The organism is Delftia deserti, from assembly GCF_042653485.1.
Lineage (GTDB): Bacteria > Pseudomonadota > Gammaproteobacteria > Burkholderiales > Burkholderiaceae_C > Comamonas > Comamonas acidovorans.
Genome location: NZ_JBHSIH010000001.1, coordinates 1,165,070 through 1,184,661 on the forward strand (window position 1 = coordinate 1,165,070; position 19,592 = coordinate 1,184,661).

Annotated in this window: 16 protein-coding genes; 3 read left to right on the plus strand and 13 right to left on the minus strand. The window is 67.2% G+C overall.

The genetic code is table 11. The annotated features are described in order from the left end of the window. Positions 1-11: 11 nt before the first annotated feature. Genes ACFPFG_RS05515 through ACFPFG_RS05565 form a run of 11 tightly spaced genes read right to left on the minus strand, consistent with a single transcriptional unit; the run spans position 12 to position 10,940 of the window. Positions 12-1,169: a GDSL-type esterase/lipase family protein gene (locus ACFPFG_RS05515; RefSeq protein WP_380105458.1), complete on the minus strand. Its 1,158-nt coding sequence runs from the start codon at positions 1,167-1,169 to the stop codon at positions 12-14. A gap of 1 nt (position 1,170) precedes the next feature. Further along, positions 1,171-1,677, minus strand: a complete 507-nt coding sequence (locus ACFPFG_RS05520; protein WP_380105460.1) for a hypothetical protein — start codon at positions 1,675-1,677, stop codon at positions 1,171-1,173. A gap of 13 nt (positions 1,678-1,690) precedes the next feature. Further along, positions 1,691-2,221 carry a hypothetical protein gene (locus ACFPFG_RS05525; RefSeq protein WP_380105461.1) on the minus strand — a complete coding sequence of 177 codons (531 nt, stop codon included), beginning with the start codon at positions 2,219-2,221 and terminating at the stop codon, positions 1,691-1,693. Beyond that, on the minus strand, positions 2,218-2,655 hold the full coding sequence (locus ACFPFG_RS05530; protein ID WP_183020557.1) for a hypothetical protein: 438 nt from the start codon (positions 2,653-2,655) through the stop codon (positions 2,218-2,220). The genes ACFPFG_RS05525 and ACFPFG_RS05530 overlap by 4 nt, the downstream gene beginning before the upstream one ends. Before the next feature lie 54 nt (positions 2,656-2,709). Continuing rightward, positions 2,710-4,122, minus strand: coding sequence for a hypothetical protein (locus ACFPFG_RS05535; RefSeq protein ID WP_380105463.1), 1,413 nt, complete (start codon positions 4,120-4,122; stop codon positions 2,710-2,712). Positions 4,123-4,124: 2 nt separating this feature from the next. Beyond that, positions 4,125-6,149 (minus strand): hypothetical protein, encoded by a 2,025-nt coding sequence (locus ACFPFG_RS05540; RefSeq protein ID WP_380105465.1) that lies wholly within the window; start codon positions 6,147-6,149, stop codon positions 4,125-4,127. Beyond that, a complete protein-coding gene (locus ACFPFG_RS05545; protein WP_380105467.1) occupies positions 6,146-8,071 on the minus strand; it encodes a hypothetical protein in 1,926 nt (641 codons plus the stop codon). The genes ACFPFG_RS05540 and ACFPFG_RS05545 overlap by 4 nt, the downstream gene beginning before the upstream one ends. A gap of 7 nt (positions 8,072-8,078) precedes the next feature. Then, positions 8,079-8,519, minus strand: coding sequence for a hypothetical protein (locus ACFPFG_RS05550; RefSeq protein WP_380105469.1), 441 nt, complete (start codon positions 8,517-8,519; stop codon positions 8,079-8,081). A gap of 11 nt (positions 8,520-8,530) precedes the next feature. Next, positions 8,531-9,040: a hypothetical protein gene (locus tag ACFPFG_RS05555; protein WP_380105471.1), complete on the minus strand. Its 510-nt coding sequence runs from the start codon at positions 9,038-9,040 to the stop codon at positions 8,531-8,533. Then, positions 9,037-10,269: a hypothetical protein gene (locus ACFPFG_RS05560; RefSeq protein WP_380105473.1), complete on the minus strand. Its 1,233-nt coding sequence runs from the start codon at positions 10,267-10,269 to the stop codon at positions 9,037-9,039. The genes ACFPFG_RS05555 and ACFPFG_RS05560 overlap by 4 nt, the downstream gene beginning before the upstream one ends. Next, a complete protein-coding gene (locus tag ACFPFG_RS05565; RefSeq protein ID WP_380105475.1) occupies positions 10,266-10,940 on the minus strand; it encodes a hypothetical protein in 675 nt (224 codons plus the stop codon). The genes ACFPFG_RS05560 and ACFPFG_RS05565 overlap by 4 nt, the downstream gene beginning before the upstream one ends. A 103-nt stretch (positions 10,941-11,043) precedes the next feature. On the opposite strand from ACFPFG_RS05565, the gene ACFPFG_RS05570 reads away from it, so the two are divergent. After that, entirely contained in the window at positions 11,044-11,214 is a 171-nt protein-coding gene (locus ACFPFG_RS05570) for a hypothetical protein (RefSeq protein WP_170962017.1), read from the plus strand. Here ACFPFG_RS05570 and ACFPFG_RS05575 read toward each other — a convergent pair. Continuing rightward, positions 11,204-17,737 (minus strand): LPD38 domain-containing protein, encoded by a 6,534-nt coding sequence (locus ACFPFG_RS05575; protein ID WP_380105477.1) that lies wholly within the window; start codon positions 17,735-17,737, stop codon positions 11,204-11,206. The two genes, ACFPFG_RS05570 and ACFPFG_RS05575, sit on opposite strands and share 11 nt — an antisense overlap. Positions 17,738-17,837: 100 nt before the next feature. Here ACFPFG_RS05575 and ACFPFG_RS05580 point away from each other — a divergent pair, with 100 nt between their 5' ends. Then, positions 17,838-18,485 (plus strand): DUF4124 domain-containing protein, encoded by a 648-nt coding sequence (locus ACFPFG_RS05580; protein ID WP_380105479.1) that lies wholly within the window; start codon positions 17,838-17,840, stop codon positions 18,483-18,485. A 104-nt stretch (positions 18,486-18,589) separates the two neighbouring features. Beyond that, a complete protein-coding gene (locus tag ACFPFG_RS05585; RefSeq protein ID WP_380105481.1) occupies positions 18,590-19,174 on the plus strand; it encodes a hypothetical protein in 585 nt (194 codons plus the stop codon). A 47-nt stretch (positions 19,175-19,221) separates the two neighbouring features. Here the strand turns inward: ACFPFG_RS05585 and ACFPFG_RS05590 are convergent, their stop codons facing one another. Next, complete coding sequence (locus ACFPFG_RS05590) at positions 19,222-19,524, minus strand: hypothetical protein (protein WP_380105483.1); 303 nt, start codon at positions 19,522-19,524, stop codon at positions 19,222-19,224. Positions 19,525-19,592: the final 68 nt, after the last annotated feature.

The window sequence follows — 19,592 nt, forward strand, 5'->3', positions numbered from 1 at the left end:
CTACACGGGGGCTACAGATGCGGCGCGAGGAATGCGTACAGTCCATCGGCCAGCGCTTGAGCCCCGGCTGGGCTGGGATGGTAGTTGTCGAATGCGTAGCCTTTGGCTGAAGCCACGGTGTAGGAGCGTCCAAGCACGGCCCGCGCATCGAAGTACGACCAGTTGGCATCTGCTGCAATGCTGCGCAACGCCTGGGCGTAGGCGTCGTACCGCCCGGATGTCACGGCTGCGGTGCTCGCTGGGAATCCAACGCACAGGCAGCCATCAGCCGTAGCGGCCAAGCTGCGCACCAGCGCTTCCGTATCAGCGTAATAGGCTGCCACATCTGTCGATGCGATGGCGTCGTTGATGGTGCAGTACAGCAGAGCGTAGTCTGGCGCGAGCGCTGTGGCGCCAGGGCGGCTGTTCCAGGGGTTGCTCGCAACGTTGAGATCTGCCGCGCGCGCTGTGCAAAACCCGCCCTGCAGGAGCACGGGCGCTGCGGAGCCGTCCCAGCATTCGATGCCCGAGACAAAAGCACTGCCGGTTGCGCCGACCCCTATGCTTATTGTGTGCATGCCAGGCGAGACGGTGTAGTCCCGGTGGGCAATGCTCGGGGAGCTGGACTGATTGATCGTATCGATGGTGGTGCCATCGACGGCCACGGACAGCGCAGTATTGAGCCCCGACAGCGTGGGATACCAGAGCCGGAATCCCGTAATTGACGAGCCCGGGGCAAAGGCCAGTTTGCCCGAGGAGCCGGCTGCAGCAACGAGGAAGCGCCCGCCCACGATGGATGAGACCGATGCATCGGGCGCCCAGCCCGACCCTAGCGACAGGCGTGGGTCGTAGGTTGCCAGGGCAACGGCCGGGCTCACTGTGATGTTCTGATCGCCGAAGAAGCTTGCGGTCTGGAATCCCAAGGCATTGGCAAGCCGGCGCGGGAACGATGCGGCCGCGCCGCCCGTGAGACCACGAGGGCCGGAACCAGCGCCCTCCCCGGCAACGTTGCTGTCGCCGATCACGGCAAATCGTGCAGGGCTGGATGAGCCACGGGCCTTGGCCGTCGTCCAGCGGCTGAATCCTCCGAGGAAGCGGCTGCCCGATGCGGCATCGAGCTGCAGCGTATCGCCGGCGGGCAGTTCGGCAATGCCGCCGGCCACCACGACGAGGGGTCGTCGCGTCAACATGTCAGGCCAGCACCACGGGCACGCCGCTTTCGAAGTTCACGGAGGTGGCGCTGACAGCCACGCCCAGGCGCTGGACCACGTTGCCCGAGGCGCTGGGGGCAGTGGTACCACCAGTGCCTGCCGTGGCCTGCAGGAAGACTGGGCCCGGGGTCTGTCCGGCCACCTGGGTGTTGGTGCCTTCGAAGTAGACGGTGGCGTTCGCGCCACTGGACACAGCCGCCAGCACGAAGCCGTGCGCTTCCTTGCCGGCTGTGGTGGCATCGGCCTTGCGGACCTTGGCGCCCGTGCTGTTCCAGACGTTGACGAAGTCGCCTGCGGCCAGGGCCTCGCTCGCGGCGATGACGGCTGTGTCGGCGCCAATGCCCACGGGCATCATGCTGTTGTCAATGCGGCCCGTGTCGTCGAGCGCGACGATGTCGCCGGCATTGGCGGCGCCGGCTGAGGACTGAATGCCAAACACTTCGGTGATGGCGTTGCCGACAAAGCGGAGGAATTTCTTGGCAGCCATGGCGGCCTCCTGTTCATGCAAGTGTGATGGGGGGTTGCACGTCGATCAGGACGCGCGTGGAAGAAAGCGCCTGGCCGACCACCTGGCCGAACAGGGCACCAGCGGGCGGGGCTTGGGAGAGCTGGCCGGCCAGGCCGACCAGCACTGGGCCGGGCGTCCAAGCCCAGCCGGCGTGCTCGAGCACATAGCCGGTCTGCACCACGGCGTCATCGCCAGGGCTGTATGCGTCGGCCACCATGCCCAGCACGGCGCCACGATGGGCTGGATTGGTCGCATCGGCCGCGATCAGCTCGCCCAGGGCGTTGCAAGCCACCACGCTGTGCCCGCTGATGGGCAGCGGGCCGACCTTGACGGTGGTTTCGCCACCGGCTGGTCCAGGCAGGCCCTGCTTGCCACGCGGGCCTTCAATGCCCCGCGTCACCACGACCTGGCGTAGCGCCGGCTGCTGCACCACCACGGTTGGCCCGCCCTCGCGCGTCACCACGACAGAGGCCTGCCGCTCAATGACAACGGCAGAGAGGTCGGACGAAACGACGGTGGTCACCGGGTGCCCTCCGGCAGAAGCACGAAGCTCAGCTCGTACTGGCGTTCGACATCGCCGCCCGGGCGCGTGACTTCGACCTGGCCGATGCATGAAGTCCAGGCCGGCGGCAGATCGCCAAACTCCAGGGCCGCCGTCTGGGTGGCCGTCATCACCAGGCGCAGCCAGGCGCCATCCAGTTCGATACCACCGTTCTCTGTGGTCAATTCGAGCAGCACTTGTGCGTCATCGATGTCGCGCCGCAGCTGCATGCGCGCAGTGCAGCCGGTGTAGTCCTCGCGGGTGATGTCCGCATCGGGCACGCGCAAGCCGGAGCAGGCGTCCACCAGTTGGCCGCAGTCCCAGCGCACCGGGTACGGCACGGTCAGCCGCTCCAGCGCCTCGCGGAACGTGGCGCCCTGGTAGATCTTCAGCTGGAGCCGGGCAGGAGTTGTCATGCCCCGCAGTGTCCCGGCAGGGCCGCCCGGAGGCGAACCCTAGCCGGGGGCAGGCTACATGCGTCCGCTGGTCGTGGACGAATTGCTGGCCTGGGCCGACAACTGCATGTTGTTCAGGGCAGCGGCGCACTGGGTAGCCAGCATCTTGGCGGCCTCCATCATGGCTTGGACCTTCATCTGCGCCTTCTCCAGCTCCACCTTCGAGACGCCTTCACTGACACGGGCGCCCAACTCGCCGGCCCGAGTCAGCATCTCGCCCTTGACCTGGGCCGCGCGCAGCTCGCCTTCGAAGTAGCGCAGGGCCCGGTCCTCGACCGTCTTGAAGTGCTCCAGCCGGAATTGCTCGGAACTGCGGTACAGGTCCAATTCGGCCTGGAATTGCTGGCGGCCCACGTCGGCGCCGACGCGATAGGCCTCCAGGCCTGTGGCGTTTTGCGTCTTGGCGGACTCGATCCCCACATCGGCCGAGGTCTTGAACTTGTCGAGCTGGGTCTGCGCGCCGACCTTGAACACGTCCACCGCCACGCCGGCCCGCGTGCGGAACACGTCGGCCTGGGCGCCGACCAGCTTGGCCCGGCCGTCCAGCAGCGCGCCCAGCCACTGGCCCACGTACTGCGGGCTGACCATCAAGGCCTTGATGTACTCGACAGCAGCGCCTATGGCCTGCGAGCGGATCGTGGCGGCTTGGCCGACAGCGAAGCGCGCATTCTCGACGTGCACGTCCGTGACCTTGATGGCGATGTCGCGAGACTGCTGGGCCAGGGCGTTGGTCAGGCCGGACCTGATCAACTGCGTGCTGTGCACCAGGGCGCCGGGCGGCAGCGCATAGCCACGCCCTGCCCACATCGTCAGCGCCTCGTCCTCGGCGCGGCTGGCCTCAGCCGTCAACCGGGCCCGGTCGCGCTCCCACAGGGCGCTTTCCACGGCGATGGGAATGCCGGTGCCCTGGGCGTCGAGCACGCGCTCCAGCCAGGCCGTGGCCTTATCGAAGTAGCCACCCGGCGGGAAGTACTCGGCCATGAAGCCCTGGAACGAGAACTCCAGCTGCTGCAGCATTTCGGCCCGGTCGTTCTCGTAGAGGTTGCGCAGGCTGTCCATGGTGAAGGCATCGGCATCGTCGAATGCAGGCGCCTGGCCGTAGTCCGCCATCGGGTCGATAGCTCCCAGGCCCGGAGTCAGGATCGCCACGGGTGTCGGGGCCTGGCCCGGGTCTGGCGCCGAGGGCAGCAATGCCGGAGTGCCGGGCGATGTCATCGGCCCCAGTGCTGGGGCTGTAACCGCATTGATGGCAGAGGCGGCCGCTGTGGCTGCGCCTTTGTCGAACTCTACCGCGACGGAGCCTGCAGCTCCCAGTGCTGCATTGAGCTGCGATTCGGCGGCGCTGTTCTTCTCATCGATGATGCCGTTCAGCAGCTCCCATATCCGCTCCAGCATGATGATGCTGATGTTCGTGCTTTCGGTGGCCATGGTCAGATCCTCCTTCCAAGTTCAACGACCGTGAACTCGATGCCATCGAGATCGAAGTCGGCGCCGCACTCGTTCATGAGTTCCAGCGTGATGTAGTTGGCGCGCAGGCCCCGGCCGAAGTCCACGCGCTGGGTCTGCATGTCGCGGCCGCTGCTGCGCGCCCGGTAGGTGTACGTCTCGCGTTCTGTTGTCACGCGCACCACCATGTGCCCACGGCTGGACACACCCAGGTAGGCTGTAGGCCAGGCCTTCAGGCGGTTGGAGCCGAAATTGCGCTGACCCAGGTTGGCGTGGGCTGCGATGGGCTGGCCGGCGTCGTCGTTGCCCTCCAGCTCGTAGATTCCGTCCGCCGTGGCGCCGAAGTACCGGCCGCCGATGCGCGCGAAGCTGTTGAAGGGATAGCCCTCATAGGCCGAGCTCGCGCCCGTGGCGGTGTTGATCGACCAGACCGACAGGTTGCGGCCAGGTTCGCCCACCGCCACGCCGGCATAGCCCAGCGCCTGCAGCGCGGCCTGCAGCACCTGGCCGGCCTGCACTGCGATGTCGCCCGTGGCGCCTGTGGTGAAGGCCTCACCGACGGTGCGCTGGCCCAGCAGGTCCACGCCGGCCACGCCAACGGTGTGCAGCGACTCCGAGACCAGCAGCAGGCCCAGCCATTGCGCACCAAGCTGGCCCTGTGCCAGCAGCGCGGCGTCCAGCAGGCGCTGAGCGCCAAACGTAGCCGCGCCCCTGCAGCGCACCAGCAACTCATCGAGCAGGCGGCGCGATCCCTTGAACACTGCAGCGGCCCGGCCTGCAGCATGGTGCGGCACCACTGGAGAGATTGCCCCCTCGAACTGTGCCCCGCCGCGCACCACCTCGTAGGCCCCGGCGTGCGGGAATGTGGCCGTGGACTCCAGCACCGCCATCACGCCCCGGACCGAGCCGATCACCTCGGTGGCCGGTGCCTCCGTGCGTGCAAGGGTGGCCAGCTGCAGTACCAGAGCCCCCGCACTGTAGGGCCTGTCACTGCCAAAAGACACCACCCGCGAGAACAGGCGCACTGTGGCTTGTGCCGTCGCCCCGGTGTAGCCAAACCCCTGGGCCCGCAGTGCCGGCAGCCGGGCCTGGCCGTAGCCGGGTGGCCTGTCGCCGCCGGTGGCGTGTAGGCGCAGCTTGAAGCCGTTGCCGGTCTGGCCGCCTTTGGCCTGCAGGCGCAGTTTCAGCCTGCCGGCATCGGTGGGGCCGCCCACCGCTACCACCTTCAGCTGGGCCTGGCCCCGGCCCGTGGCGCCAAGCGGCTCTATGGCGGCGCCCTGGATGGAGTCCGCCGTGGTGTACAGGGCGGCTCCCAGGTGCACCGGGAAGTTGGACAGAAAGGACGGCCCGCGCGCCATCAACTGGTCGTTGACGAAGTAGCTGACCACCCCGGCAACCACGTCAATGCGCATCACATCGCCGGGCACCACGCTGCGGGCCGGCATGATGGTCTCCGTGGCAGCGTCAGAGGGCGGGAAACCGGCGGGCGCCTGCGTCTGCACATAGGCCATGCCGGACTCGATCTTGAAGCCGTGGATGATGTGGCTCTGCTCCGTGCCCGGCTTGGCTTCCAGGAAGGTCAGCCCAGCCCGCACCGCCCCGCGCGTCCCCGGTCCCAATGCGAACGTGGCGCGCACCGGGTCCGCGAAGGCGTCGATGGAGCGGGCCGTGGCATCCCAGGCATCGGGCACCGGCGTCGCCGTGGGTTGGGTGGGCTGTGGCTGCGGGATCACATCTGTGCGCACCTCCGTCACCGTCGTGTAGCCAGTGATGACGGTCTTGTACCAGTTGTGCACCAGGATCCAGTTGCCGTTCAGGTCCATGCCCGCCCTGGCCAATGCCGTTGGCACTTTGGGGTACAGGATCACATCCGCCTCTGCGCGCGTGAAAACCGGGATACGGCCGTACTTCGGCACCTGGGTGGTGACCGTGTATCGGCGCACCACCGGAGGCACGGGCGGCAATGGCTCGGGCGTGTCGAAGCGCTCCGACTTGATGAGCGTCGTCATGGTTCCACCTCGAATTCTGGATAGCCCGGGTAGACCAGCTCCGGGTACATGGGATTGAGCGCGTCTCCTGTGTAGAACCACTCGTAGGGCACGCGGCTGAATTCCGCATAGATGTTGGTCGGGTCAGCGGCCACGGTGATGTCGATGGAGCTGGGCTCCTTGATGGGCACCAGGCTCTCGACGGGCGCGGCCACGTCGGTGCTGGCACACAGCAGCAGCGGCCCCACCACGTCGTGCGTCATCACTGTCACCAGCGGCGGCTGCGCGGCCTCGGCGCCGGCTGGCACGGCAGGCTCATAGAACCCCAGCTTGAACCAGTTCAGCGCCCAGCCGTCGCTGAGCGGGCTGCCGTTGCCGGTGCCCATGCCGTAGGCGTCCTTGAGCTCCTGCAGCCGTGTCGCATAGGGCTTGCAGCTGTCGGGCACCAGGTGGGCTGTCCAGGTCAGGCCGTAGTCGCCGGTCATCCATGCCGTGACCGGGTAGTCCTGGGGATAGCTGCCCCAGACCAGGCCCGGCACGGACAGGTGCGAGCGCATGGTGCAGATCGTGAAGTTGCCCGGCCCGAAGGAGTACGCACGCGCAGCGCGCTGGTCCGGATAGAACAGCGGGTACTCGTAGCTGCGCTCGGCCTCGCCGCCCAGGTCCAGCACGCTCTCGAAGTAGCCACGCATCTGGTCCAGCGGCCAGGGCACGTTGCGAAAGCCGCTGCCGTGGCTGTCGGCCACGTAGAAGCGCCAGGCCCGGTGCGCGGATGCGAAGTTCTCGTTCTCGGCCGTTTCATAGGAGAAGCTGCCCAGGCTCTTGCCATGGGCGGCCAGGGCCACGCGGCCGTCTCCGAATGGCGCGGCGATGAACATGGACTGCCAGCTCACGCGCTGGGTCAGCACACCGTCGAACAGGGGGTCAGGCGCTGGCGGATCGTCGGCAATCAGGAAATCGGCGCTCTCGATGCTCCAGGTCTCGCCGAAGTCGCGCGAGCGCAGCAGGCGCGGAGCCGACCCCGCTGGCAGGCGATTGGGGTGGATTGCATACCCGCCCTGCGCATTTGGTGGCACGTCCAGGCGCTCCTGGGGCATCAGCACCGTGACCAGGTGGCCGGGCGCGATGCAGTAGCAGCGGGCCGGCCCAGGGTCCAGCGTCGTGCCTTCCGCCTCGCTGTAATAGGTACGGTAGTCGCAGGTCTCCACGCCCCACCAACTGGTCTTGTAGACCTTGCGGTCGGGGTCGCCGTAGACCAGAACGGGGTACGGCGAGTCCGGCAGCGTTGGGAGGTCGATCATTCGTACGGAGCGCGTGCCGGTGTCGCCGACGAAGCAGACATAGCGCGACTGCAGGATCGAGGTGCCATCCACCAGGATCCCGAAGACCGCGAAGCCGTAGCGCCGCGCGCTGTCGCGCCAGCCGCAGGCCATCACCGAAGGGAACAGGCAGCCCGCACCCGTGGTGCGCTCCATCAGGTACGGCACATCGAAGAACACATTGGCCCCGGCCACGTTGTCGGCCGACCGCGAATCCACGGCCGGCGCCTCGGGGTCATCGATGCTGATCAGCGCCGGGCGGGCCGCCGTGCTTTCCGCATTGCGGCGCAGGCACAGGAAATAGCCGTCTCCAACGAACACGCCGTTGCCGCTGCGCCAGTCCTGCCCTGCTGCCGGCGTATCCCCGAAGGTCTCCAGCGTCTGCACATCGGCCTCGATGCCCGCGCGCTTCGTGCCCAGCACCTCGTCGAAGTACAGCTGGCACATCAGGTAGGGAGGCAGGCCACCCACCTGGTCGCGCGTGATCGCAATGCGGCCGTTGACCGTGTGGATCACGGCGTCGCCGTGCCGGGTGTGGCTGAATGCGGGCATGCCGGACTGGGCGAACAGGTTGCCCTTGATCAGCCCGCCCTGGGCGCCGCCGGTGCGGGACGGAAACTCCATGGCGCGCTCAGGCCGCCGGCAGCACAGAGACGGCGTAGTACTCGATGGACTGCGGAGCACCTGCAGTAAGGGCGCCAGACGAGATGTTGAGATCTGAGCCGACCACGCCGACATCGCCCTGCACGCGTGCGGCCGTAGTGGAGGCAGCGCCCGTGTCGTCGGACTTGACCAGCCGGTAGAAGCTGGGCGCGCCGCTGGCCACGTTGGTGCCCTGCCAGGTCTCGCCCGAAGGCTTGAGCAGCACGCCGGGCGTGGTGTCGGCATCGAAGGTGATGCCAGAGGACCCGTTCTTGATCGTGCACAACAGCGTGGCGCCGCCGATGCTGGCGTCGGCGCTATCGGGGCGCAGGCCGGCGTAGAGGCGAACCTCACTGCCGTCCATCACTTCCTTGAAGCCGCCGGCATTGAGCATCTGGCGTTGCAGGCCCGTGGAAACGTAAGTGGTCATGGTGCTGGTCCTTATGCCGACTGCAGGGAGAACGAGGCCGTGACGCGCAGCACGTCATCGACCTGCAGCGCCTTGGGCTGCGTGAAGCGGGCAGCCGACAGCAACACGCCCGTGACCGCGCCCTTGGCCTGGGCCGAGGTGAGGAAGGCGCCGTACACGGTCTTGGCCGAGGTGAAGGTGAACTCTGCGCGGCTGGCCGTGTTGTCGGTCGTGCCGGCAGCCACTGCGCCGCTGGTGAAGGCGACACGGGTGGCCGGGGCGTAGGCCGTGCACTCGGTGGCCAGCGTAGGGAAGGTCGCCGCCTTGTCCGAGTCCACCGGGACATAGTTGCCCTCGAACAGGCCGATGTACCAGGTCGCCGCCTGTGTGGCGCCCTTGAGCATCACGGAGACGCCGTGGTTGCGACCCTCCTCGGGCATCAGGTTGTGCACCACCTCGCGGTCTATGACCTGGCCGCGCCGGAGGATCTCCAGGGTGTAGACGATGCCGGCGTCGCCACCAGCGCTATGGACTTGTTTCATTTGCGTGATCCCTTTCTGATGATCTCTGCCTCGAAATAGCTGCTGCAGGCCCCGGTCACGCCCATCGGGTCGCGCACCGCGGTCACAACGTGCTGCATGCCTTCATGCTCCCGGCGCAGTGTTGCGCCCGCCGCTCCGCCGCCCAGCACCAGGCGCGGCTCCTGCACCGCCGTGGCCGTGCCGTCCGCCGTGCCCACCACCAGGCCACGATCCGAGATCCACAAGGCGGTCTCAGGCGAGAGCGGATCGCGCGTGCCGGAACCGGCCACGCCGCCATAGGGCAGCCGCACCACCAGCGAGGCCTGGGTGATCTCGCCCTCGATCCAGTAGGTCTTGTCTGCCGCGACGAACACGCCGGTGCCGCACGGCTCCACTACGGTGATCGGGGCCGGGAACGGGATGTAGTTCTTGCTGGGGTTGGTCAGGCCCAGGCCGAAGGGCTCGCTGTAGACCAGCAGGTTGCCGGCAGCCACCAGCAGCCGACCATTGCTGAAGCGCACGATGGAGCCGGCCGGCATGGGCGCCAGGTTCACGGTCTGGCAGCGCGCGCCCAGGGCCGGCGGCGCCACGATGTCCAGCGTGCCGTCCACGCGCCCTACCCTGCCCAGGACCTCGCCGTCCGGCCCGGTCATGTAGGCCAGCAGCGTCTCGGCAGCCGGGATCGTGCTGATGGAGATTCCGCCCGGCTCGGCCAGGACGATCTCCTGGATGGGTGTGGCCGCCGACTCGCCGCCAGGGCCAAGGTGCGTGAAGCACAGCTGGTAGCGGCCAGCAGGCAGCGCGCCAGCGACGATGTCCAGGGCTGGAACGACGCGCGGCGCTGGCGTGAAGTCCAGGCGCGCGCCGTCGCGCACCATGCCGAGCTGGCCGCCGCCGGTGTAGAAGTAGGTGCCGCCGGCTTCGCAGAAGGACAGCGGCTGGCCGGGGATCAGATCGGCGCGGATCTCGGTGGCCACCAGCTGCTCGTCGAGCTGCAGCAGCCGCTGGCCAGAGGCGCAGAAGCCCACCGGGCCGCCATCCGACCACAGCGAATGCACGTTCTGCCCAGCCAATGCCAGCGCGAAGCCACCCCGCCGCCTCAGCCGACCCTCGTCCGTGATGTCCACGTTCGTCGCGCTGCGCAGAAGATCGATGACGACATTGCCCTGGGCCTGCGTCAGCGCGTGGTCGGCCTTGCGGTTGTCGACGCCCAGAGGCCAGGGGCCGAGCGCCTTGTTCTGCCCCGTCATGGCGTCACCTCCGACACCTCGGCAGTGCGCCGAAAGCCCGTCCAGAACGGCCGCTCGCCCCCACCCGTGACCGTCACCTTTTGGAGCGAATGCCGGCCCAGCAGCTTGAACGACAGGTACAGCTGCTGCACATCTGCTGGCACGGCCTCTGTCGCAGACACCACCACCTCGCCATCAAACGTCACCGTCTGGCTGGCCGCGCTCAGCATCAGCTTGACGACGCGTGTGCCACCCGGAACCGGGCGCGAGACCTCGACCTCCTGACCCGTGTATTCCTCGCCCAGCACCAAGGCGTTGAACTTCGGTGGGTCGTAGTTCGCATTGCCGGGATAGGAGTAGTAGTACCCGCCCACACGCAGCGACACGAAATTGTCGGCTTCGGCCAGTCCCAGCGTCGCGCCGAACTCAGTGCCAGAGGAGTCGGAGTCGGGCTCGCTCAGGAACTCGAACTCGGCGGTGAAGATGTCCACCCCCGCCGGCATGGGCATGAAATAGTCCACGTACACCAGCCCATCAGGGCTCACAAGCGAACCCTTCCCGCCGGCCACGATGGTCGTGTTCGCCGGGTAGGTGGTCAGGTCCTGGTGCACCCAGTTGCCGCCGCCCTGGTCAGGGACGTGGCCGTGGATGCTGCCGGAGCCTTGCCAGGTGTCGAGGAGGATTTGGTCCATGCACCGCAGTCTCCCGGGTGCGCGCGTTTGGGTCGAACCTTGGGCGGGGGTGTGCCACGCAGTTAGGATTGCGACGGCACGCGCCGGCCTCTACCATGTCTCCATGCCCGGCATCATCTTCTGGCTGCTCGTGATCGCAGCCATCCTCTTCTTCAAGCTGACCACGCCCGCCGAGCGCCGCTCGATGATTGAGACCTACTGGCTGATCATCATCGGGCTCGGCGCCGTGGGCTTCATCTGGCAGTTCATCCGGCGCGGCGCGATCAGTCTGTGAGCCCCGCCACGCGCTGCGCGATGGCGTTGCGCTGCTGCTCGATCTGCGTGAGGCGCTCTCGCTTGATCTCGCCGCTCATCAGGCGGTCCCCCTCGATCTTCTTGGCGCGCTGGCCCAGCTCGGCCATCTGCTGCTTGGCGGCGTTGATGGCCATACGGTTGCGCAGCTTCGGCCCCTCCTCTTCCTGGATGCTGCGCGCCAGCTCCACGTCGCCGGACTTGATCGCAGCCTGATGGCTGGCCCAGGCCTGCTCCACGTCTTTGGCCTGCTCGTACATCGTGGTCACGTAGCGGCTGGAGCCCGTGGGCAGCTCCTCGACAAAGTTGCCTGCTACGAAGGTGTCTCGCAGGCGTGCTGCCGGGCGCTCGCCACGATCAAGCAACGGGCGCGCGATGGTGTCCGTGGCCGTGGTGCTCACCGTGGCCAGCCAGCCGAAGTACCCGCGCAGCAGGAAGTCCACCTGTTTCGGGCTCAAGCCCGAGTACTCGCCCTTGGCCAGGCGCACCGGGTCCGGCAGACCCCAGGAGCCCAGCAGCCGCGCCACTTCGGAGGTGCGCTCGTTGTAGCGGTCCTGCGGGCGCAGGCGCTCGTCGGCCATGCCCTCGATGGCCCGGCCGCTGAAGCTGTCCTTGTTGGCGTAGACGTCCAAGAAAGGCTTGATGGCCTGGGGCGTCGGGTCCATGGCGAAGGTGTTGAACACCATGTCGCTGATGCGCTGGCCGAAGCGTTTGCCGGTCATCTCCTCGCTCATCATCAGCTCGGCCGTGCGCTCGGCCACCGTGCCGATGGCGCCCACCTCGAAGGGCTTGGGGATGCGGAAGGCCTTGTCGCCGATCTTGAACCACCAGAAATTGTCCCGGTCGAAGTCCTCGCGCTTCTTCCAGTCGTCGTCATCGGCATAGGCGGCCAGCAGGCCCAGGCTGGCCAGCGACACGGCGCCGGCCATGGCGGCGAAGCGGCGCGGGTCCTCACCGGCGGCGCGGCCCAGCTTGTACAGGCCCTGCAGGCGCGCGTTCAGGAATGGCACGGTCTGGGCCAGGAAACGCACCGTCTCCCATTTGCCGGACATGCTGAAGTCCATCAGGTCCCGGGCCTGGAAGCTGGCCTCGGCATGGCTCAGGCCCTTGGCGCGCAGGCGCTCGTACAGCGCCGTGCGGTTGACGTTCTCGGTGCGGTCGCCGAATTCCTCGTACACCTCCCACAGGGAGCGCATCTGGTCCTTGAGCTTGTCGAAGCCCTGCTTGTCCAGCATGGTGCCACCCAGGCGCTCGATCTTCCCGCGCAGCTGGTTGGTGTTCTCCTGCGTGCCGAACTTGATGATGCCGCCGCTGGCCAGCATGGAGGCGTAGGTCTGGCTGTTCTTGTCCGTGGCCTTCCAGCCCTTGGCGACGTTCTCCAGCGGGTTGTAGCTCAGGTCGCTCTGGGCGATGGCCGAGAGGCTGTCGCGGATCAGGTTGCGGATCTTGAAGGTGGGGTTCACAGTCACACCGAAGGTCAGCAGGCGCTTGAACGGTGCCATGGCCTTGGCCGCACCACTGGGCGTGTAGCTCATCGCCGAGATGGCATCGACCAGGTAAGGGTCCTCGACAGCCCAGTGCTCCGCCACACCCTCGCGCATCACCTTCACGGCGCCCTTGGTGTCGGCAGGCACTTGGTAGGCCACGCCCAGCTTCTCGGCCGCGTCCATGGTCTCCAGCGAGGCGCGGTTGCGCGCGGCGGCGGCGTACAGGTGGCTCCAGTTCATGAGCGTGTTCTGCAGCAGGTCAGCGTTGAGCTGCTGTGTCCCGCCCTTGAGCTTCTTCCAGGCCTGCTGGTTCACCAGCCCGGAGCTGAAGCGCGGGCCACGCATTCCGCCGTCCTCCTCCATGAGGCGGTAGAACGGAACATAGGGCTGGCCCTTCATGATCTCCAGCGCTGCAGGATCAATCAGGCCCGATTCCTGGGCGACCTTCAAAGCCGCCTCGTTGTAGGCGTTGAGTTCCCGCAGGGCTGCGGCGTACAGCGGCATTCGAGGCGTGCCGTCAGCCATGCGTCCTGCGTTGAGCGTCTTGAGGTCTGAGATGTCTTCGCTGGACATCAGATTCTCCTTGCCCTCGGCCTTCAGCCTTTCACCACGGATCGCCGCCACCCAATGGAAGAAGCGGTCGTGCTCACCCTTGAGACTCGCCAGCACCTTGGCGAAGCCGCCGTCCTTGATGTCCACGTCGTAGACACCATCGCGCAGGAAGATCTTGCCGTAGAGCAGCGTTGCCTCCACGGCGCCGTCGGTCCCCTTGGACATGCGGGCCAGGATGTAGGCCTTCTCGCTGATCTCCTTGAGGGGGGCAAACTGATCAACAAGGCCCTGTCGCAGTTTCGTGCCCAGGTTGTGGCGCATGGCCAAGGCTTTCTCGGCCAGCGTCTGCTTGACCTGGGCACCAAACACTCGCTCGGCAGCGCGAGCCTGCTTGGGGCTGTAGTCGCTGGTGGCGGGCGCGGCCGGGGCGGCGCGGCTGAACTGCACACCCTGGGCGGCATGGGCTGGCGCGGCCGCCGATGCAGCCGGGGGCGCGGCTGGGCGGGAGGTATCCTGGGCAGTCGCCGCGCCGTCCAGCTCGCCAGCAAAGGCGGGGTTCTCCCGCTGCGCGATGCCGAAGGCAAGGTTCACCAGGTCCTGGCTGGCGAAGTCGCTGCGGCTGCCAGCGATCTTGGCCCAGACCTGGCGCAACACCTTGCGCACCTGGTCCAGCCAACGCGCCACGGTGCCGGGCTTGGCCAGGGCATTCGGACGCACGCCCATCTCCAGCGCCACCTGCACGGCGTAGGGGAACAGTTCCTGGGTGGACAACTCGGGGCCGGAGGCCTGCACGCGGGCGGCGGCCTCGTTGTAGACCTGCCGCTCCAGGCTGCCCTCGGGCGCACTGGCCCATCTGCCGATGGCGCTATGCAGCTGGTTCCAGCCCTCCTCACCCAGCACCGCAGGCCCGTGCTTGTGCATCAGCTCGTGCGCCACCACGCCCAGCTCGTCGCCGGCCACGATGTGGTCCGAGATGATGAACACGGTCTTGGTGTTGGGGTCGTAGAAGCCCTGGGCCTTGCCGCCACCCTCGGCGCCCATGGCCACAGGGCCGATCAGCGGCTCCCAGTTGGCACGGATGTCGTCCGAGGTGGTAACCACGATGCGGCCCAGGCTGTTGGGCAGCACGCCCATGCCACCCACCAGCTGGTTCACAGCCTGGCGCACAGAGGCGTTCGTAGCGGCGGAGACTGGCGGGCGCAGTTTGCGGATGGCCTGGGCCAACTCCTCTGGCATGTTGCGGCTGAATTCAGGGTCCGCGCCGGTCTGGCCTACACTGGCGCCGTCCTCGGTAGAGCGGCCCGGATTCACGTCGCGGGGCTGCGCGAGGGCTGTTTTAGGGTCGGCTCCGCCGGCAATCTCGACGGCCCACTCCCGCTGCTGAGGACCCCCTGCGTTGCGCTGCTCGATGGCCTGCGCTAAACTGACCACGTCCCCCGCAGAGCGGATGGAAGTCAGGTCAAGGCCATCGGCCCTGGCAGATGCGTCCACCCATTGAGCTGCGGGGGATTTTTCGTTGAAGTCCACGGCTTCCACGGTGTAGACCGGATTCGAGTGGTTCGGGTCCACCGTCTCCTTCACCGTGATCTTGGCCAGCATCTGGCGCCCGTCGAACACCATGGGCGCGAAGAATCGATGCACGGCGGCCAAGTTCGAATTGCTGTCCCGGTCCTCCTTCGACCAGCCCAGTATTGCCCCCTCGAACAGACGATCCACGCTGGCCACGGCCGTGGAGTGCGCAGGCGCGCCCGAGGACTTGCCGACAGCCTTGCTGCTGAGCATCTTGTCCAGGCTGTTGCGCGAGACCACCGCCTGCAGACCCGTCTGCCCGTTCGTCAGCTGCTTGCCCTGAAACGCCTTGGCCGCCAGGCGCGCCTCGGCGAACGTAGTGGCCCGGCGCATGGCCGGCGGCTGCGCTGCAGCCGGCGCCGTTCCTTCGCTGTCAGGACCAGGGCCACGGCTGAACTGCAGGCTGGCCTGCTGCTGGCCGGCACGCGCCGCATCAGCAGCATCCACCTCCTGCAGGATCTGCGCCAGCCTCTTGCCCTTGGGATCTATTCCCAGACTCCGGGCCACGCGGCCGGCAGGTAGCGCGCTGGATCGCCAGTTGGCCGGGCGGGCTGCTGCCGCCTGCGCTTGTCCTTGCGCGCCTGGCGCCGGGCCGCCTTGCGCGCCATCGTTGAAAGTCGTGGTGCTGGCATTCGTCAGACCTTCCTGCGCTGCAGCAGCACCAGCAGCCGGCGCGCCTGGCGCTCCAGTTGCTTGCGGAGGTTGCGCGCCAGCTTGCTGGGCTTGATCGGCTTGCGGGGCAAAGGGGGCTCCTGTGGCTTGGGTCAGGGGGCCAGGCCCAGCGGCTTCCAGGGCGCCGGGTCCGGCTGGGGGATTGGCTGCTGGGGCGGCCACGGCGGCAGCCTGTGCCTGGGCACCTTGGGCATTTGCGATCTCCTGGGCCTGCAGGGCGGCCTGCTGGGTGGCGTCAAAGCCGGCATCCACAGCCATGGCTGCGCCGCGCGACAGCGGGCCGTCTGCGGGGTTGATGCCCATGCGCTCGGACGGGCGCTGCAGCGGACGCTGTGGGATCAGCGCCTCCATGGCGGCGTTGTCTGCGAAGGGGTCCACCGCTGGCGCGCGGTCGGCCGGCAGCGGCGCAGGCTCACCCACCCCCCGGAAGCCCATGTAGGCGTCCACCATGCGGCGCACACGCTGCGTCTCTGCGGTGTCCAGCGGCTGCTCGTTGATGCGGGCCAGGCCCTCGTTCAGGCCGCCCAGCACCTGGGCCGAGTTCTCGGCGCCGCCATCCAGCAGGTTCTGCAGCCCGGACAAGATGCGGCCGGTGCGCACTCGGGCGTCCACGGCGGCAATGCCGGCATCCTCGCTGGCCTGCTGGAACTGGCCCTGCAGCTGCGCGGCCATGGCATCGGCCGCCTGCAGCCCGGCACCAGGGGCTGGCGCACCAGCAGGATCAGCACCCACGTTCTGGGCCAGCCAGGCGTCTTCCATGGCATCGCGCACCGTGTCCACCGTCTGCTGGGTGGAGAACTGCGTGCCGCTGCGCACGGCGGCTTGGACTTCGGCCAGGTAGTCGGGGCCTGGCGCCTGGGGGGCGCCGTCGCCGTAGTTCTCCCACCAGCGGCGGGCCTGCTGCGCGGCCGGGTCGTTCACCTCGCGGATGGACTGGCCCATGATCCTGGCCCGGGCTTCCTCGCGCTGGTCCTCGGGCAGGTTGGCCAGGTAGCTCTCCACCTCGCCCACCCGGCCGACACTGCCATCAGGGAAGGAGATCAGGCGCTCAGGCGGTTGGTTGCCCAACTGCAGCGGCTCAGGCCTGGTGCGCTGGTAGAGGTCGGGATTGAAGGCCCGGTGCAGCGCATTGGCAGCAGCCTCCCGCTCGGTCGCGGACAGGCTCTCATCCGTGGCGCGCGCCAGCATGTCGCGGTACTCCTGCTGGCTCTCGGGCAGCACCATCTGGTCGATGGTGGCGGCGTAGCTGCGCACATCGGGCAGCGTGTCGGGCGCCTGTTCGCCCGCCTGCGTCGGCCTGTTGCGCAAGTGCCCGCCCGTCAGCAGCGACGTGCTGGCGCCCGTGACGCCGCCCAGGGCCGCGCCCATGCCGGCAGCCGCCGCCACGCCCTTCGAGGGATCGATGCTCGGGTCGAACGGCATGGCCGCCCGCTGGCCCTCGTACTGGGTGACGCCCTCTTCCAAGCCTTCCTGCGCCGCCTCGCTGGCACCCGTCTTCAGGGCGCGCGCAGCAGCACCACCGGCAAAGCCCTTGCCGCCGGCCAGCAGCCGCTCAGCGCCGAAGGCACCGCCAGCACCACCGATCACGGCCGGCAGTACGCTGGCACCGCGCGCCGCAGACACGGCCTGGTCCTCTGTGGCGCCACCCTGCTTGGCCAGGTCGTAGGCCGTGCCAGCAGCATCACCACCAGCCATCGCAGCACCAGCAGCAACGCCGCCCGCGCGCCCGGCCGTCTCCACTGCCTTGCCGGCTAGGCCGCCGGCACGCGCCGCCAGCCCAGCGCCCTTGACCGCCAGGCCCGGCCCAGCGAACGAGCCCGCCGCCTGCGCCGCAGCCAGCAGCGGGTTCTGTGCCACGTACTTGCCCACGGCCGCCAGCTCGCCGCCGACACCATTAGCGTCCTGCACCTCCTGGCGGAACTGCTGCTTCGAGGCCTTGACCACGTCGCTCTGGGCAGCCTCGCCGGCCTGAATGATGCTCTTGTCGATCCAGCCAGAGACGTCGTTGCCGGGCTTCACGAAGTTGGCCGCCGCCGATACGCCGCCGGCCGCCGCGTTCGCTGCCTCGATGGCCGTGTCGTTCAGGACGGTTAGAGGGCTGCGGGATTTGGGCTTGGGCGCGCCATCGCCAACAGGCGTCGAACCCTGCTTCCACCAGTCGCCACCGGATGCAGCGGATTCAACGGGCGTGGATCCTTGCTTCCACCATTCATTGCTTTGTGCCATGCCCCCAGTGTTCCCACGCAGGGGCTGGGGCGCGAACCCTACACGGGGGCATCAGCTACCATCGTGCCAATTCCTTTGGGAGACACACATGCGCGGCGCAATGGCGGCACTCATTCTTTTTAGCTTTTCAATTCCAGTTCTGGCACAGGTCTATCAGTGCAAGGATGCATCCGGGCATGTGAATTTCTCTGATCGCCCGTGCGCAAGTAATCAGAGCGGTGGCCTGAAAGAGCGGCGCAGAACGGACGCTGAGATTTACCGGGAACGTATGCAAGCCGCAGAAGCCAATGAGCGCAAGTACCAACAGCGCGCCGCTGAGGCACAGCAACAGCAGATGGAAATGCAGCAGCGCCTGATAAATCAGCAAGCACGTGCAGTGCAGCAGGCGCCGGCCAATCCTTCGACCACGCAAGCCTGCAAGGAGGCTCGAAAGGAGTTGGAGTTCGTTTCGAGCATTCGGACCATCTCGCAAGACGAAAAGCGGATGCGCACAAACGCGGCAATCTCCAGCGTGAACGCCTCATGCGGAACGAGTACGCCGCTGATGCAGGAGCCGCCCAAGGTCGTCGTTTCTCCGCACGGATACGACGATGATGGCCCGCACCCAACAACCATAGGCCGGTGCAAAGGGCGCAACTGCTTCGACACCGAGGGGAACAGCTACCGCATGAGCCCGAATGGCAAAACTCTGACAAGCCCCCAGGGCAAGACCTGCATTGGCTCTGGATCGAGTTGGAACTGCAACTGAACTCCCGCCCCGACGCTCGCACCGGGGCGTGATCGCGCGAACCCTGGGCGGGGGCGTGAAAAAGCCCCGGCTTGCGCTGTTAGAGTCCCGGCAGGAGGACACCAATGAACTACGCCATCACCCTTTTGACAGCTGCCTCATGCCTACTGGGATCGAGCGCCCATGCACAGGCAGTCTCGCCAATGGAGTTTGAGATGCAAGCGACGATGCTTGCACCTAAAGGCGTGGTCACCTCATGTGGCGTCAGCTTCAACGGCGCTGCAATCAAACCAGGCACGACGCTGGAGGCGGATCAAATCGCAGGCTCAGTGGCCATTCATGTCGACGCGCCAAGCATGGTGAAGGCCGGTCACCAGATCACAAGCATGGAAAGCGGCAAGATGGTGACCAGAATGGTTGGTGATCAAGTCGCATGGATACGCATTGAAGGCGGCACACCTCTAGCACCATTGAACGGGAAAATTGTTCCCGGTGACGCGCCGCCCTATCACCTGTTTTCGGTGGATGCCGCATCCGCCATCACAGCAATCGCATCAATCCTGGCAGGTAAAACCATCTGGGTCGGCTTTACTGAGAAGGGGGCATCCTCTCGCATCTTTTCCGGGCGGATGAAAAAAGATGCGGCCGTCGTACAGCAGGTCACGGCATGCGTCAACGAACTGACCGGTAAGCCGCCAGCGGCGCGCTAGAGGCCCTCCCATGGGCCCGCCCAGCGGGCCTTTCCCTTGGGCGCTGCTCACACGGGCCGCGTGCGCACCTCCGCGCTCCAGGGCGACCGGTGCTCTCCCTGCATCGGCTGGTCGAAATCCCGGGTGAAGTTCAAGTACTCGCCCTCGCGCAATGCTCGCGCCTGTGCCGATAGGGCCTCACGAACCTCTGCAGGGGCTTCTCGCAGGCTATCGCGTACCAGCTTGTTCACCTTGATCTCGCGGCAGCCCGGGCAGAAGTAGTGGTGACGGCTGTCGTAATGCTCCGAGAACGTGGTCGCGGTCTGGCCGCACAGCGGGCATGGGGATGGGAATGCGTTGGTGTTGCTCATGCCCGTACGGTACGGGGCTCGCGTCCGTGCGCGAACACCCTAATCGGGGTTTCTCGGACCACTGTTGC